Origin of the sequence: Mesorhizobium sp. M0768, assembly GCF_040320195.1 — a bacterium.
Taxonomy (GTDB): domain Bacteria; phylum Pseudomonadota; class Alphaproteobacteria; order Rhizobiales; family Rhizobiaceae; genus Mesorhizobium.
On sequence record NZ_JAMYPD010000016.1, the window covers coordinates 47,226 to 60,947 of the forward strand.

Here is a 13,722-nt window from a genome sequence, read left to right on the forward strand (position 1 = left end):
TAAAATCAGGGACAATATCGAGTGACAAACGTCTTTCCTTCAAACCTAGCCTTCGGCATCTTCGATCATCTGGACGAGGACGGCCTCGATATCGCCCGGCAGTACGAAGATCGCCTGATATTAGCAGAGGCGTGCGATCAGCTAGGGTTCTATGCCTATCATCTCGCAGAGCACCACTGTACCCCCCATGGGAGAGGTCCATCGCCGAATCTGTTCTTATCGAGCGTCGCCCAGCGCACCCGGCGCCTGCGTCTCGGACCCTTGGTGATGCTGCTTGCGCTTTATCATCCGCTGCGTGCGTTCGAAGAGATCTGTATGCTGGACCAGTTGAGCGGTGGCAGGCTCGAACTGGGCATAGGGCGCGGTGCTCTCCCGATCGAATTGGGTTACTTCGGGATTGGTGCGGACGCGGTGCCGGGCCGCTATGCGGAAGCCAGCGAAATTCTTGTTGAAATACTTGTTAATGCCATGAAGGTTGGCACGCTGTGCTATCAGGGCCGCCATTTTGAGCTCAATGACGTTCCTTTGACGCTAAGACCTCATCAGCGTCCACATCCGCCGACATGGGTCGCCGCCAATCGACCCGAGTCCGCAGCCTGGGCCGCTGCGAATGGAGCAAATATCGCGTGTGTAGGACCTTCCTCTTCTGTTCGCAAAACTACTGATGCGTTCCGCGCCTATCAAGAGGACAACACTGGCGCGGGCAATCGAGCGCCATTTATTGGATTGCTCCGCATGGTCGTGGTTGGGCGTTGTGACACACATGCCTATTCGCTCGCGGCACCTGCTTACGAACGATGGCTCAAGAGCTTCCAATTCCTTTACGAGCTTAACGCTATCCCCACTCCACCCAACCTGCCGCTGACCTTCGATGCGGCAGTCGAGAGTGAATTGTGCGTGGTAGGATCAGCAGCGTCTGTGCGAGAAGCTCTGCTCAGTCAGTTGGAAGAGGCAGGTGCTAACTACCTTCTTTGTCAACTGGCATTTGGGAATCTGCCGCTAGATGCTTCCCTATACACCGCGACGACCATTCAATCCGAAATCATGGCTCGACTTGGCTGACCATGAAATTCGCGGTCTGATCCGAAGGTAAATCGTTGTAACAGCGCTCCCTCACATTGCTCGAGCGTGCACGTGGTGGGGATTGGGGAAATCGTGAGGGAGGCCAAACTGACGACGAGCCGGCGGCACAGATTACCAGGTTTGTACGTTGGCCGGCATCTGGGCACGGTGTGAGACTGCACGATCCTAAGGAGATGATGGCCGAGCGCGTCACGATGCCGGCACGCATCTGCTCGCCGCGCTCGCGCTAGTCGTTGCCCATAGCCCGCCGCAAGAGGTTCTTCTCGACCGGGGCGGCGCCGGTGGCGGCTCCCGCATCCAGCTTCATCAGCGGCTCGGCGGTAGCAAAGCCGTCACTCGCTACGGCGCTGTTGAGGGCGCGCTCGCGAGCGGCTTTGCTACGCCGAGCGACACCACCTGGAGCGAGTTCGCCCATGTCGCGGGGTGCACCGCGGTCGGATAACGACGCTGGAGGAAATCGTTCGCAGCCGGTCTTCACGATCCGCGCGAGTGCTTTGCATGAATGCTGCCTGCTTCCTCGTCTGCGGCGGCCTGAGTGTCCGCCGGCACGCCCGAAGTCAATGTCAGTACCACAAGGCCGCCAAGACGTCAGGTCTGGGAGCCGGCTTGTACGGTCGTATCGTGTTCTGGAATATCGTCAAAGGAGGCGTAGTTGAGATTGTAGAGTTTGGAATACAGGCCCCCCATGGCTATTAGCTGATCGTGGTTGCCAGTCGCAATAACTTGGCCATTCTGAAGCACGATGATGCGGTCGGCACCCCGGATCGTGGCAAGACGGTGGGCGATGACGAGGCCAGTGCGCCCTTCAAGCAGCTTTATCAGAGCCTTCTGAATCTGCATTTCCGTGTAGCTGTCGATGTTGGCGGTAGCTTCGTCGAGCACGAGGATCTTGGCGTCGGCGACGAGGGCGCGGGCGAAACTGATAAGCTGGCGCTGGCCGAGAGATAAGTTGTCGCCGCGTTCGCCAAGTTGGGTCTCATACCCGTCGGCGAGGCTCATTATGAAGTCGTGGGCGCCCACCGCCTTGGCGGCCTCGATCACCTTGTCGCGCGTGGCTTCCGTCTTGTGGTATCGAATGTTCTCGAAGACCGTCCCGGTGAACAGGAACGGCTCCTGCAGCACCATGGCGACCTGGCGGCCGAGCGATTCCTGGGTGAGATCGCGCACATCATGTCCGCCGACCAGCACTTGGCCCTGCTGAACATCATAGAAGCGGTGGACCAGGGCCATCGCGCTCGATTTGCCAGAACCGCTCGGCCCGACCAGTGCGACCGTCTCGCCGGGATTGACCCGGAAGGAGACATTTTTCAGCACCGAACGGTTCGGATTGTAGCCGAAGGTGACGTCCCTGAACTCGACCGAGCCGTCCATTTCGGGCGAAAGCACCTCGGCATTGGGTTTGTCCTGAACATCGATCTTGACGTCGAGCACATCGGTCAGGCGCTTGCCTGAGGCCATGGCGCGCTGCATGACCGAATATTGCAGGGTGAGTGAGCGGATCGGGTCAAAGAAGCGCTGGATGTAAAATAGGTAGGCAACCAATACGCCCACATCTATGCGGCCATTCATGACCATCGAGCCGCCGACCACAATAACGGCGGCCATGGCGAGGCCGGTGAGGCCATCGACGATAGGCACCATGACCAGTGCATATTTGGCAGCGATCAGGTGGGTCCTGAGGTTGGCATGGGCCTTGTCGTCAAAAAGGATGAAATTCACCTGCTGGCGGTCCATTGACTGGACGGTGCGCACGCCGTGAATGGCTTCGGCCAGCGCGCCGTTGACGACGGAATTAGTCTCGTGTGCGGCCATGAAGGCGTCGCGGGCACGCGGCAGCCAGACAATGCGGACGATCACCAGGACCGGCAGAACCGAGAGCGTCAGGAGGCCGAGGCGGAAGTCGAGCCACAGCATTACGAAAACGATGCCGAAGAGAAGCGCAACATCGCCTACGGAATATACCGAGGTTTCGAGGAATTCCTGTATGGAGTTGACGTCGCCTTGCAGGCGCGACATGAGGCGTCCGACCTCGGTCTTGTCCATGAAGGAGAGCGAAACCTTCTGCAGATGGCCAAACATGGCGCGGCGGATGTCGAACAGGACAGTTTCGGCCACTTTCCCAACCACGGTTTCCTGCATGTAGCCGGCAGCGAAATTGACCAAAATCGCCAAAACGAACGCGCCGACGGCCGCAAGCTGGGCTGAGCGATCGGTCCTTGCCGGGTTCATGCCCTGGTCGAGCGCGTAGCGGATGATCAACGGGATGAGAAGCTGCGTCCCGGTGAAGATCAGCATTGCTGCAATCGTGATGACTACCCTGGCCCGATAGGGACGGACGAAGGCCCAGATGCGCCGGAGGATGCTCTTGTCGAAAGCCCGGCCGAACATCTCCTCCTCGATGCGGTGCGAGCCGACAACCGCGCGCGGAGGGCGTCTGCCGTCGTCACGTTCGGCTTCGAGTTCGCCGGCGCAGCCCTGCGCCATCAGCGGGCGCCCCCATACTGGGTCATAATGTCATCACCCGGGCGCGTCTGGAGATCGTAAAGGGCACTGTAGCGTCCCCGCTTCGCCAAAAGCTCTTGATGCGTGCCGCGTTCTACGATTTCGCCGTTATCGACAAAAAGGATCTGATCGGCATGCATAAGCGCACTCAGCCGGTGCGCGATGATGATCGTCACCCGATCCTTGGCGAAGCGCCGCATCGCCGCGCGGATGCGCTGCTCGGTGCCGGCATCGATCGCGGCCGTTGAGTCGTCGAAAACGACGACGGAGGGGCGCAGCATCATGGTGCGAGCAATCGTGAGACGCTGGCGCTGGCCGCCAGAGAGAGAGACGCCGCGTTCGCCCACGACCGTCTCGTAGCCTGCTGGGAGCCCGAGGATGTAGTTGTGGAGCTGGGCGAATTCGCCAGCGCGTTCTATTCGCTGTCTCTTCGCCCAGGGATCGCCATAAGCGATGTTGTTCTCGATCGTAGTGGTGAATAGGAATGCATCCTGCTGTACGACGGCGACCGCCTTGCGAAGCGTCGCGAGGGTGACATTGCGTACGTCCTGGCCGTCCAGCGTGATGGCGCCACCGGTCACGTCGTAAAAGCGGGGGACCAGATGAGCCATCGTCGATTTGCCCGAACCTGGCGGACCGACGATCGCGATCGTCTCGCCTCTACGGGCCTCAAAGCTGAGGTTCTTCAGAATGGCGCGGTTTTCGGCGCTGGGGTACGCAAACGAGACATTGTGGAAGCGCAGAGTGCCGTCGCTTATCTCGAGCGGTCTGGCCTCGAGAGCATCCCTGATTGTGATCTCCTGGTCGAGGAGACCGAAAAGCCGCGAACCGCAGCTAGAAGCGCGGGCAAAGGCATTGACCATGAGGCCGATCTGGCGGACTGGCATTTGCAGGATTGTCATGAAGGTCAGGAAGGTCGCCACCGTTCCGACGCTGATCTCGCCAGCGACGAGCTTGCTGCCACCGATCCAGAGCACCAATCCCATTGCGAAAAAGAAGGACAAGGTCATCGCCGACGTGCTGGGCACGTAGATGTCAACGCGGTCGTGGGCGAGGTCGAGCGCGTTCCTGGAAGCGCCGTCGAACTTCAGCATCTCGTAGGCTTGAGCCGCAAAAGCGCGGACCACGCGGATGCCTGCGAGATTTTCCTCCATCACGCGGCTCAGTACCGAAAGCCGCTCATGCAGGTCGAGCCAGGTGGCGCGCAGCCTAAGCTGTGTGGCCGATGAGCGCCAGGCGACAAAAGGCACGAAGCTCAGCGCGACCAGGCCGAGCATGGGATCGGTCGAGATCATCATGTAGGCGCCGATCCCGATCAGCACGGTGAGCAGGAGCACGCGAACGAGCGCGGTGGAAAAATACATCCGCACGCCTTGGAGATCGAGCATTCCGATGGTGATCAGATCGCCTGAATGGACCCGGTCGTGAAAGGAAAAGCTGAGACGCTGGATCTTGTCGTAGTAGGCGAGCCGCAGTTCGTACGCGACATGATGCCCGACGGCTTCGGCAAAATAGTTCTGCGCCATCGTGAAAAGGCCGCGTAGCGCGCTGACGGCGAGCAGCAGGAGAGCCGGGGTCCAGAGCGCTTGTCCTGCCGCGGTCCCCGCGACACCGCCCCCGATGGCTGTCTGGGTCAGGTCGACGGCCCGGCCGAGAAGCTGGGGAATGAGCAACTGGAGGATTGCCGCCAGGACCGTCGAGCCCATGGCGAAGGCGACCTGCCAGGGATGCCGCAAATTCATACGCGTGATGCGCAACAGCGTACTCAAATCCCGGCCCCAGCGCGCCGCTTCCACATGGGTCAACGAATTCAGAGCGTTCGTTGCGCTGCCGATAGCATCACTGCTCACGGGTGTATTCCCGACTGCATTTTGCGCCTTGGAGGCAAGCCGAAGGACCAATCATCAAAGGGGCCCGCCATTGTTAATCCTGTCCACCACCTGCAGCAGGGCGCGTTCCTGTAAGCCGAGCCGCGGCTTCACTTACTGGCATGTCGATCACCGTGATTCCGCTTGCCGCAAGGAAACGCGCTTCGTTTCTGGTCAGCGTTTCCGCGTCCATTACCGCGCAATATGGACCTCGGGAGCGCTTCATGATCTGCCTGGTGTAGGTGCGCAGCATCTGATCGTTGAAGCGGCAGCCAACGAAGAAAAATCCACGGGTGATGCGCCGTTCCTTCACCACGTCTGGGATCGGTGTCTGGATATCGATTTCGGTCAGAACTTCGACATAGTCGGAATCTGCGACGAGAAAGTTTTGCGCCGGCCTAATACTCCCGTGAGGCGTATAGAGAACCGTCTTGGCCCCCGATCGGGGGTCGAGTTCCCTCCCGGACAAATCGTAGGTTTTCGTCCAAATGTTACCGATTTCGTTCGCCCGCGTGACGCCCTGTATCTCAACGACGTCCGTTCGGCCGGTCTCTACGAGAGCCGTGCGCATCGCGCCGTCGTACCAGCTGTCGACGATGAGGGAGAGCGGCAGCCTTGCGAGCCAGGCGTGGAGGAGGGTCGGCGACACCGGCGCTGCGAATATGTCGGTCATCCAAGCTTGCAGCGTCCGGCGATGCCGGCGCTGTTCGATGAACTGCGCAACCGACCACATATTGGTGCGGATCCTGGAAGGGGCTGGCGCCCGCGCATTGAGTGCCGCGGCAACGACCTCCGGCGTATGCGGCACAGGCGGTTCCGCACAGTTGAACCCAAGAAGACCCGGACCGAGATAGGGGATCACCTCATCGGCGGCCAGCGCTTCCTTCGCCAGGTCAAGCAGCTTTTCGGCAAAACTGTCCCGCACGATGACGAGGTGGCCCGATGTCAGGATCGTGTTCATGCTCGTTTCCTCGCGACGCACCTATCAAGGGGCAGCATCAGTCCTGTTCGGAAACCTTCCTTGCCTCGACGGTGATCGGCAGACGCGTATCCCGTGGAAGATCGGGTAGGAGGAGCCGCCACCCGTTCCTGAGCGTCACCGTTCCGCCCCACAACTCTTCCTTCTCGAGCTTGATGATCGGCTCTTCGAGGTCCTTCTTCGGGACATACGCCGACAAGCCAGCCTCGGTCCTGCGGATCATGACTTTCATCTGGCCGTCCCTTCATTGGTATTGCTTTCAGCACTGCAGGGCGCCTCGGCCTTGTCGAGGCTCATCAGTTCACGCGCTCGCATGCCGACGACGGTGCCACGGTCGACCCATTCGACCGCATAGATGAAGAACTGCTGGAGAAAGGTGCCAATGTCGCGCACATATCCCTCGTCGCCCTTCCGCACGAGATTTTCGCCGATCTCCCTGCCAGGATAGGTGCCGTCATTCTTTATGTGGCGAGTGGCACGTACCCGCTCTCCCGGCATGAATCGTGGAGGCCTGCGGATTTCGACCTCCTCTTCGCGTCCGAGCGACATGTCCGTTCCCTGATTTCTCTTGAGGCTGCAGATTGTGAACAAAGGCGTTCCAGGCGTCCTGCGAAGGCATCCCCGACCATGTCGGCAGCCCAATGTCCGTCACGCAGGAACGCAGGTCTTCGGCACCGGGCATACCGAGGCACATTGCTGCGCATCGAAGACCCCCTCGCACTCGGTGCACTTTTGCGGCTCGATCACATAGCTCTCGCCTTTGAACTTGATCGCGCCGGAGGGACACTCGAATTCGCAGGCGCCGCATTGGGTGCATTGGGATGCGATGATCTTGAAAGCCATTTTAACTCCTGGTCCGAATGGATGAGACGCGCTCAGGCCGTCGCCGCGAGTGCGGGGGTCCCAGACGCGGCCGCGTAAATCGCGCTGATTGCGGTCTCGATATAGTCGTGGGCATATGCGTCGGTGGCTTGGATTCCAGCGTCGGCGAGCTGATCCTGCGGGCAGTTTCCGATGTTGGCGCACAGCACGACATCTATGCCCTCAAGCGCAGCGATGACGCCATCCAGGGCGGCTTCTCCGCCCCAGCCGCCGAGACAATACTGCTCGACCTTGCGATGCCCGACAAAGCTGATCCCTCTCGGCGATGCTTCGTAAACCTGGAATTCCTTCGCATGGCCGAAATGTTCATTGACGCGGCCGCCGCCCTTGGTCGCCACTGCGAAGAGAAGGGACTTGCCGGGGCTCGCTGCCTTGACCAATCCGATCGCTTCTCTCCTAGCCGCCACGTGATCACGGCGCTCCTCCGCGACCAGCTCCCGATAGGCCTTGCGATTGCTGGCATCATAGGTGACCTCGCCGGGAATTCGGTCGACTGTGAATTCCTGGCCACGATCCTCACCGAGCAGGCCGACGGCATCTGCCCGGCACTGCCGGCAGTGGCGCATCAACTGGGCGCCGCCTTCGACACGATCCTGAAGAGCCTTCATCTCCATTGCGTTTGGGCCGCGTTGCCCGCTCAGTCCGTAGTGCGTGCCGTGCGCCGGGTCCGAAATCAGCGGCATGAGGTTGTGCAGGAACGCGCCTCGCTCCTTGACCCATCTATTCACCTCGATCAGATGCTCATCGTTCACGCCGGGGATCATCACCGAATTGATTTTGGTGAGGATGCCGCGCGCGGTCAGCATCTCCAGACCCAACATCTGCCGCTCGTGCAGGATCCGGGCGGCTTCGATGCCGACGTAGCGGCGATGGTCGTAAAAGATCCAAGGATAGATCTTTGCACCGACCTCAGGGTCGACCATGTTGATGGTGATCGTCACGTGATCGACATTCATGTCGGCAAGCTCATCGACATGGTCCGGCAGCGCGAGCCCATTCGTGGAGATGCAAAACTTGATGTCTGGGATTTCCCTGGCGACTCGTTCGAACGTTGCCTTCGTCTTCTTCCAGTCGTAACAGGCATCGCCAGGTCCGGCGATGCCGAGCACGGAAAGCTGCGGCACCTCGTTGGCGACCGCGATCACCTTGCGTAGCGCCTGGTCGGGCGTCAGCTTTTCGGAGACCACCCCAGGCCGGCTTTCGTTGGCGCAGTTATATTTGCGATTGCAGTAGTTGCACTGGATATTGCAGCCGGGCGCCACCGCGACGTGCATGCGCGCGAAATAGTGATGCGCCTCTTCTGAAAAGCAGGGGTGATCCTTGATCTTGTCCCAGACAGCCGGATCCGTGTCGTCCGGCTTTATCGACGAGCCGCAGGACGAAGACGCGCAGCCACCGGCTTTCACGGTGGCAAGCAACTGGTCATCGAATGTCGTGCTGAGGCTCTCAAGCGAAATTGCCGGTGCGGACATCGAACGGCTCCGTTGCTGGGTGAATGTCGCAGTTCAAACCGCAAGAGCTATGCCAGCTCAAAGAGCGGTTTTGGTTCACGAATTGGCTTTCGTGTCGGATTCCGTCGGATTGCTCCGACACACCTTTGTCGGGCTTCCGACAGTGGACAAGCAAATCGGGTCGCGAAGGCTACCAGCCTTGGGCGCGAAGGGTGTGAGGGAGACTACTTCGGGCTTACGTTTGACGTCATCACGACGTCTAGAATTTCTTCACCTCGATGCCATATCGGCGCAGCGCGTAGCCGATTTGCCGCGGCGTGAGGCCGAGGATACGAGCCGCCCTGGCCTGAACCCAACCGGCCTTGTCCATCGCGTCGATCAGCCGATCGCGTTCCGTCAGACGCGGGGGACAAGCGGGATCGTTTGGCTCGCCGGCCGCAAGGGGAGAAACGTTGCCTGCGGAGGCACCGATGCGACTGGCCGGCAGCCGCAATCCGACCGGCACTGCGTTGACCCGTGCGAGATCGTCGATGGTATTGCCGCCATTCGAGCGGTCGGCTCGCTTCCAGAGGAGCCAGGAAAGGCACTGGCTCTTCTTACAGGCGAAATCGGATGGCGTGATCGTCCTTGAACGCGCAAGTGTGGCCGTCCTTTGGACGCAGTTCTCCAGCTCGCGGACGTTACCAGGGAAGTAGCATTGCGAGATCAGGTCAAGCGCCGACGGCGCGAAGGCGAGTGCGCGATCGTTCTCCTTGTTGAATCGATTGAGGAAGGCGTTCGCAAGGCGTGGAATATCGCCGGGTCGCTCTCTGAGCGGAGGCAGGATAATTGGCACCACATTGATGCGGTAATAAAGGTCGGCCCTGAACTCCCCTTTTATGACGGCCGTCTCGAGGTCCTTGTTGGTGGCGCATATGAGGCGCACGTCGACCTGTAGCGTTTTGGTGCCGCCGACTCGCTCCAACTCGCCTTCCTGCAAGACACGCAACAGCTTGGCTTGAAAGGCCGGCGAAATCTCGCCGATTTCATCAAGTAGCAGCGTTCCCTCATTTGCCAATTCAAAACGACCGGCGCGCTGGGAGATAGCACCCGTGAAAGCGCCCTTTTCATGCCCAAACAGTTCTGACTCCAGAACGCTTTCAGACAGTGCGGCGCAGTTCAATTTGACGAAAGACTTCTTCCTCCGACGTGAGAGCTTATGGATGGCTTGCGCAAAGAATTCCTTGCCGGTGCCGCTTTCACCCCGCAGTAGCACGGTGGAATTGGTCCCTGCTACGACCGAGACGGTTTCGAGCACCTGCTTGAGTGCGGGGCTTTCCCCGATGATCCCGTCGATTTTGACATCCGCATGCCGGGCAGGGTCGTAGGTCCTCCCCTCGTTGGGCGATTTCTCCGGTCTGCATTGCTCATGGACAGACCGCTGACGATCTGTACTCAGGATGCGATGGAGACGGATCGTCCGGCCGACAAGGTTGGCGACCATCGTCAGGAAGTATGTGTCCTCGTCGTCGCGAAAGTCGGTGGCGCCGTCTCCGGCGCGGTCGATCGACAATGTCCCAAGGATTTTATGATCAGCCTTTAGCGGGATACCGATAAAGGCAATTGGGATGGTGCCGCTGCTCGAAGATGTTTGAAGGTCAGCCTGAAATAGTTGGGACTTGCGGACGTCCGGTATGAAGAGCGGCGTCCCCGTAGCGACGATTTGATCTGTTATGGCCTGTGGTATGACGCGGCGAGTGCCTGATTGAGGTGCGTGGGTATTGCCGGCAGTTGCGGCAATCTCCGGCTCTCCTTCAGCGTCCAGGACGACGATTGCTCCGTGACGCATCTGCAGAAACGAAGGCAGGATGTTCACGACATTGGCGAGCGTAATCTCCAGCTCGCTGGGGGCGGTCAGCACCTTCGATATCTCGTAGAGTCCCCTGAGCGCGATATCTGCTTGGGGCATGCTTTTGATGGGCGGTTCAGGGCGGGTATCCCGAGGTGCTACCTCGTCGACCCGATCTTGCGGTACGTGAGCCATGGAAACACCTCAGCGGTTGTCGTCCAGAGTGCTCCTCCTTTTGTGTCTGAGTCTGAATTGTGAAAGCACAGTATTCACGAGCTTCTCTTCGTGGCGGGGCAATTCAAGCAAAGATAGACTTGGCATTGGTCGCGACCTCAGGTGTACCAAGATTGACCCTCTTGATACGGTGCGTGCGTCCTCATCCGAATTTGAAGAGGACTCCGAAGCCGCCGCGTGGATAGTTCCACTCGATCTCGCCACTGGTCTCGCACAAAATCCGGCAGGTGCCGCACTCCATGCAGCCGTCGGCAGTGATCTCCACTTGACCTTTGTCGTTCAACTCATAACATTTCGCCGGGCAGACGTGGGTCAGCCCGAGCAAGTTCGCGCTTGGCCTCTCGTGCGGTCGCACTTTGATATGCGGACGGCCGGAATCCACCAAGTAGCGGTTCTGGTAAAGCTTGTCCTCGACACGTGACTTCGTCACTGCGATCGTCATTTCGTCTCCCCTCAGCGCCACGCCAATGCAAGGCGGACCGCGTCGCTGACCAGCCCCCAGCGCGAGCGCGCCTTGATGAAGGCCGCCGTGGTCGCCTTTTCCTTCTCGATCTTCGGCGTGCCGTCGACACGCATGAAGTTCTGCGCGGCTTGCGACATCAACCGCGGATAAGCCGTGAAGTAATTGCAGGAATTGGTGTGGAGCAAGGCCGGCATGTCTTTGTATTTCCTTAGGTCCTTGACCACGAAGGACTTGTCCAGCATGGCTTTGTAAAGGGCGAGATTCCGTTTGGTCATAGGACCGTTGCGGCTCTTGACCTCGATGATTGCCTCAGCCGCGATGCGGCCGGAGGTCATGGCGAGGTTCGAACCCTCGCGGTGAATGGCGTTGTTCAGTTGCGCGGCATCGCCGACCACGACCCAACCGTCGCCAAAGAGCTGCGGAATAGCCTTGTAGCCGCCTTCGGGAATGAGATGCGCGGAATATTCTTTCACTTCCGAGCCGGCGATCAGCGGCCGGATCGAAGGATGGCTTTTTAAGGCGTCGAGGAGGACGTAAGGGCTCTCGGCCATCGCGGCGAAATCGGAGACGAGGCAGCCAATGCCCAGTGAGATCGACTCCTTGTTGGTGTAGAGGAAGCCGAGCCCGGCCATGCTGCGGGAGGTCGTGCCCACCGCCTCGATCACGCAGCCTTCATCGCCTTTGAGGCCGAACCGCTGCTCAATGACCTCTTCGGGCAGGAAATGCATTTCCTTGACGGCGAGCGCCACGGTTTGCGGCTTCGGCATCTCGCGCAGGCCGGCCCGCGTGCCAAGGAGTCCGCAGACACCTTCTGCGAGGACGACCACGTCCGCGTAAATGGCTCCGCCGGCCCGGTCTGTGCGGACGCCGATCACCCTGTCCTTGGCGTCACGGATGAGTTCCGTCACGGTCGTCTCGCACAGAACCGTCGCGCCGGCCTCGCGCACCTTACGCGAAAACCATTTGTCGAACTGGGCACGAATGATCGTGTAGCGGTTGGGCTTCGCCTCATTGAAGTCGTCCGACCGATAGTGAATCCCGGTATGGGATGTGTCGTCCATCACCCAAAGCCGCTGTTCAACCAAATGCCGCTCGAGAGGCGCATCGTCCCGGAAATCCGGGATGATCTTCTCCAGCATGTTCGCGTACATGATGGCACCCTGGACATTCTTGGAGCCCGGATATTCACCCCGCTCCAACTGCAGCACCTTCAGGCCGTGGCTGGCCATGGTGTAAGCAGCTGCGTTTCCGGACATGCCGGCCCCAATAACAATGGCGTCGAATTGTTCCTCAATCATGTCCATCCCTTAGCTCGCAAGCTTATCGCGACTGTGGGGCGACAGCCGCCGGGTGAAGGCTTCCGTCAGTGCGGGCAGGAAGCGGATCGCGTCGGTGACGATCCCGAGGTGAGCGAAATCGAAAATCGGCGCGTTCGGGTCGGTGTTGATGGCCACGATGAGATCCGCCCCCTCGACGCCAACCCGATGCTGGACGGCGCCGGAAATCCCGGCCGCTATGTAAAGCTTCGGCCGGATGGTCTTGCCAGTTTGGCCGATCTGCCGATCAGCTGGCATCCAGCTCTTCTGGACCAACGGGCGCGAACAGCCATGCTCGGCGCCGATTGCCCGCGCGAGATTCTTCACAAGCTGCAGGTTCTCCGCCGCGCCTAGACCGAGGCCTCCCGCAACCACGACGTCGGCATAGGCAAGATTTGCCTTTGCCGACTGACTATCCGGCAGGAAGCCGAGGATTTTGGTAACGATCTCGTCCTCGGCTACCGAGAGCTTGTGCCGGATGACACGCCCGACCGGTTTATCCGCCCGCTGCGGCATGGGCATGACCCTCGGTCGCACTGTCGCCATCTGGGGGCGGAAATTGAGCGTATAGATCGTGCACAACAAGGAACCGCCGAAAGTCGGACGGGTGGCGGCGAGCGAACCGTCGGTATCCACATCGAGTTCGGTGCAGTCGGCCGTGAGCCCTGTCTGCAAGGTCGTCGCCACGGAGCCGGCAAGATCCCTGCCGAGTGTGGTGGCACCGAGAAGAAGGATCTCGGGTTTGTGGGTATCGACCAGATCCGTCATCGCCTTGGTGAAAGGCTCGTTCCTGTAGTCGGCGAGCAGCGGCTCCTCGACGATGTAGACCAGGTCGGCACCATAAGCGAAGGCTTCGGCAACGGCGTTCCCGATGGCCTCTCCCGGCGGTCCAAGCACGACGCCCGCAAGCTGGACCTGAAGCTTGTCTGCTAACTTGCGGCCTTTGCCGAGCAGTTCGAATGATACGGGATGGACCTGACCGCGTTCGAGCTCGATGAAAACCCAAACGTGCCGGTAGTCCTTGAAATGCGCGGGCAGCTCCTTCTTTATGCCGGCACGGCCGGCGGCAGGGCGAGGGGTTTCTCGGTTCGCGTTCGACATCGTCTGATCCTTGCC

The 13,722-nt window shown here is 60.0% G+C and carries 13 protein-coding genes; 1 reads left to right on the forward strand and 12 read right to left on the reverse strand.

Features of this window, described 5'->3' with window-relative positions:
- Positions 1–21: 21 nt before the first annotated feature.
- On the forward strand, positions 22–1,062 hold the full coding sequence (locus NKI08_RS20245; RefSeq protein WP_352506792.1) for an LLM class flavin-dependent oxidoreductase: 1,041 nt from the start codon (positions 22–24) through the stop codon (positions 1,060–1,062).
- A gap of 247 nt (positions 1,063–1,309) precedes the next feature.
- Here NKI08_RS20245 and NKI08_RS20250 read toward each other — a convergent pair whose 3' ends face one another.
- The 12 genes from NKI08_RS20250 to NKI08_RS20305 form a co-directional block, all read right to left on the reverse strand.
- On the reverse strand, positions 1,310–1,498 hold the full coding sequence (locus tag NKI08_RS20250) for a hypothetical protein (RefSeq protein ID WP_352771713.1): 189 nt from the start codon (positions 1,496–1,498) through the stop codon (positions 1,310–1,312).
- A gap of 173 nt (positions 1,499–1,671) precedes the next feature.
- Positions 1,672–3,567 carry an ABC transporter ATP-binding protein gene (locus tag NKI08_RS20255; protein WP_352771715.1) on the reverse strand — a complete coding sequence of 632 codons (1,896 nt, stop codon included), beginning with the start codon at positions 3,565–3,567 and terminating at the stop codon, positions 1,672–1,674.
- Positions 3,567–5,435 (reverse strand): ABC transporter ATP-binding protein, encoded by a 1,869-nt coding sequence (locus NKI08_RS20260; protein WP_352771717.1) that lies wholly within the window; start codon positions 5,433–5,435, stop codon positions 3,567–3,569. The genes NKI08_RS20255 and NKI08_RS20260 overlap by 1 nt, the downstream gene beginning before the upstream one ends.
- 73 nt (positions 5,436–5,508) lie before the next feature.
- Positions 5,509–6,414 carry an SIR2 family NAD-dependent protein deacylase gene (locus NKI08_RS20265; RefSeq protein WP_352771719.1) on the reverse strand — a complete coding sequence of 302 codons (906 nt, stop codon included), beginning with the start codon at positions 6,412–6,414 and terminating at the stop codon, positions 5,509–5,511.
- 37 nt (positions 6,415–6,451) lie between these two features.
- Positions 6,452–6,664, reverse strand: coding sequence for a putative nitrogen fixation protein NifT (gene nifT / locus NKI08_RS20270; protein WP_352542071.1), 213 nt, complete (start codon positions 6,662–6,664; stop codon positions 6,452–6,454).
- Positions 6,661–6,981 carry a nitrogen fixation protein NifZ gene (locus NKI08_RS20275; RefSeq protein WP_352542072.1) on the reverse strand — a complete coding sequence of 107 codons (321 nt, stop codon included), beginning with the start codon at positions 6,979–6,981 and terminating at the stop codon, positions 6,661–6,663. Before NKI08_RS20275 ends, nifT begins: the two co-directional genes overlap by 4 nt.
- Positions 6,982–7,080: 99 nt before the next feature.
- Positions 7,081–7,275 (reverse strand): 4Fe-4S dicluster domain-containing protein, encoded by a 195-nt coding sequence (locus tag NKI08_RS20280; protein WP_023678248.1) that lies wholly within the window; start codon positions 7,273–7,275, stop codon positions 7,081–7,083.
- A 32-nt stretch (positions 7,276–7,307) separates the two neighbouring features.
- Complete coding sequence (nifB, locus tag NKI08_RS20285) at positions 7,308–8,786, reverse strand: nitrogenase cofactor biosynthesis protein NifB (RefSeq protein ID WP_352548217.1); 1,479 nt, start codon at positions 8,784–8,786, stop codon at positions 7,308–7,310.
- A 238-nt stretch (positions 8,787–9,024) separates the two neighbouring features.
- The gene (nifA, locus tag NKI08_RS20290) at positions 9,025–10,788 is read right to left on the reverse strand and encodes a nif-specific transcriptional activator NifA (RefSeq protein WP_352771722.1); all 1,764 of its coding nucleotides are present in this window, start codon (positions 10,786–10,788) and stop codon (positions 9,025–9,027) included.
- Positions 10,789–10,969: 181 nt separating this feature from the next.
- A complete protein-coding gene (locus NKI08_RS20295) occupies positions 10,970–11,269 on the reverse strand; it encodes a ferredoxin family protein (protein ID WP_352771724.1) in 300 nt (99 codons plus the stop codon).
- Positions 11,270–11,280: 11 nt separating this feature from the next.
- Positions 11,281–12,588 (reverse strand): FAD-binding protein, encoded by a 1,308-nt coding sequence (locus tag NKI08_RS20300; RefSeq protein ID WP_352495016.1) that lies wholly within the window; start codon positions 12,586–12,588, stop codon positions 11,281–11,283.
- Positions 12,589–12,597: 9 nt separating this feature from the next.
- On the reverse strand, positions 12,598–13,707 hold the full coding sequence (locus NKI08_RS20305; protein ID WP_352480509.1) for an electron transfer flavoprotein subunit alpha/FixB family protein: 1,110 nt from the start codon (positions 13,705–13,707) through the stop codon (positions 12,598–12,600).
- Positions 13,708–13,722: the final 15 nt, after the last annotated feature.

Bases quoted from the DNA above. Each gene is read 5' to 3' on its own strand.
- NKI08_RS20250 (WP_352771713.1), bottom strand. From the start codon at position 1,498: ATGGGCGAACTCGCTCCAGGTGGTGTCGCTCGGCGTAGCAAAGCCGCT.
- NKI08_RS20255 (WP_352771715.1), bottom strand. From the start codon at position 3,567: ATGGCGCAGGGCTGCGCCGGCGAACTCGAAGCCGAACGTGACGACGGC.
- NKI08_RS20265 (WP_352771719.1), bottom strand. From the start codon at position 6,414: ATGAACACGATCCTGACATCGGGCCACCTCGTCATCGTGCGGGACAGT.
- nifT (WP_352542071.1), bottom strand. From the start codon at position 6,664: ATGAAAGTCATGATCCGCAGGACCGAGGCTGGCTTGTCGGCGTATGTC.
- NKI08_RS20275 (WP_352542072.1), bottom strand. From the start codon at position 6,981: ATGTCGCTCGGACGCGAAGAGGAGGTCGAAATCCGCAGGCCTCCACGA.
- NKI08_RS20280 (WP_023678248.1), bottom strand. From the start codon at position 7,275: ATGGCTTTCAAGATCATCGCATCCCAATGCACCCAATGCGGCGCCTGC.
- nifB (WP_352548217.1), bottom strand. From the start codon at position 8,786: ATGTCCGCACCGGCAATTTCGCTTGAGAGCCTCAGCACGACATTCGAT.
- nifA (WP_352771722.1), bottom strand. From the start codon at position 10,788: ATGGCTCACGTACCGCAAGATCGGGTCGACGAGGTAGCACCTCGGGAT.
- NKI08_RS20295 (WP_352771724.1), bottom strand. From the start codon at position 11,269: ATGACGATCGCAGTGACGAAGTCACGTGTCGAGGACAAGCTTTACCAG.
- NKI08_RS20300 (WP_352495016.1), bottom strand. From the start codon at position 12,588: ATGATTGAGGAACAATTCGACGCCATTGTTATTGGGGCCGGCATGTCC.
- NKI08_RS20305 (WP_352480509.1), bottom strand. From the start codon at position 13,707: ATGTCGAACGCGAACCGAGAAACCCCTCGCCCTGCCGCCGGCCGTGCC.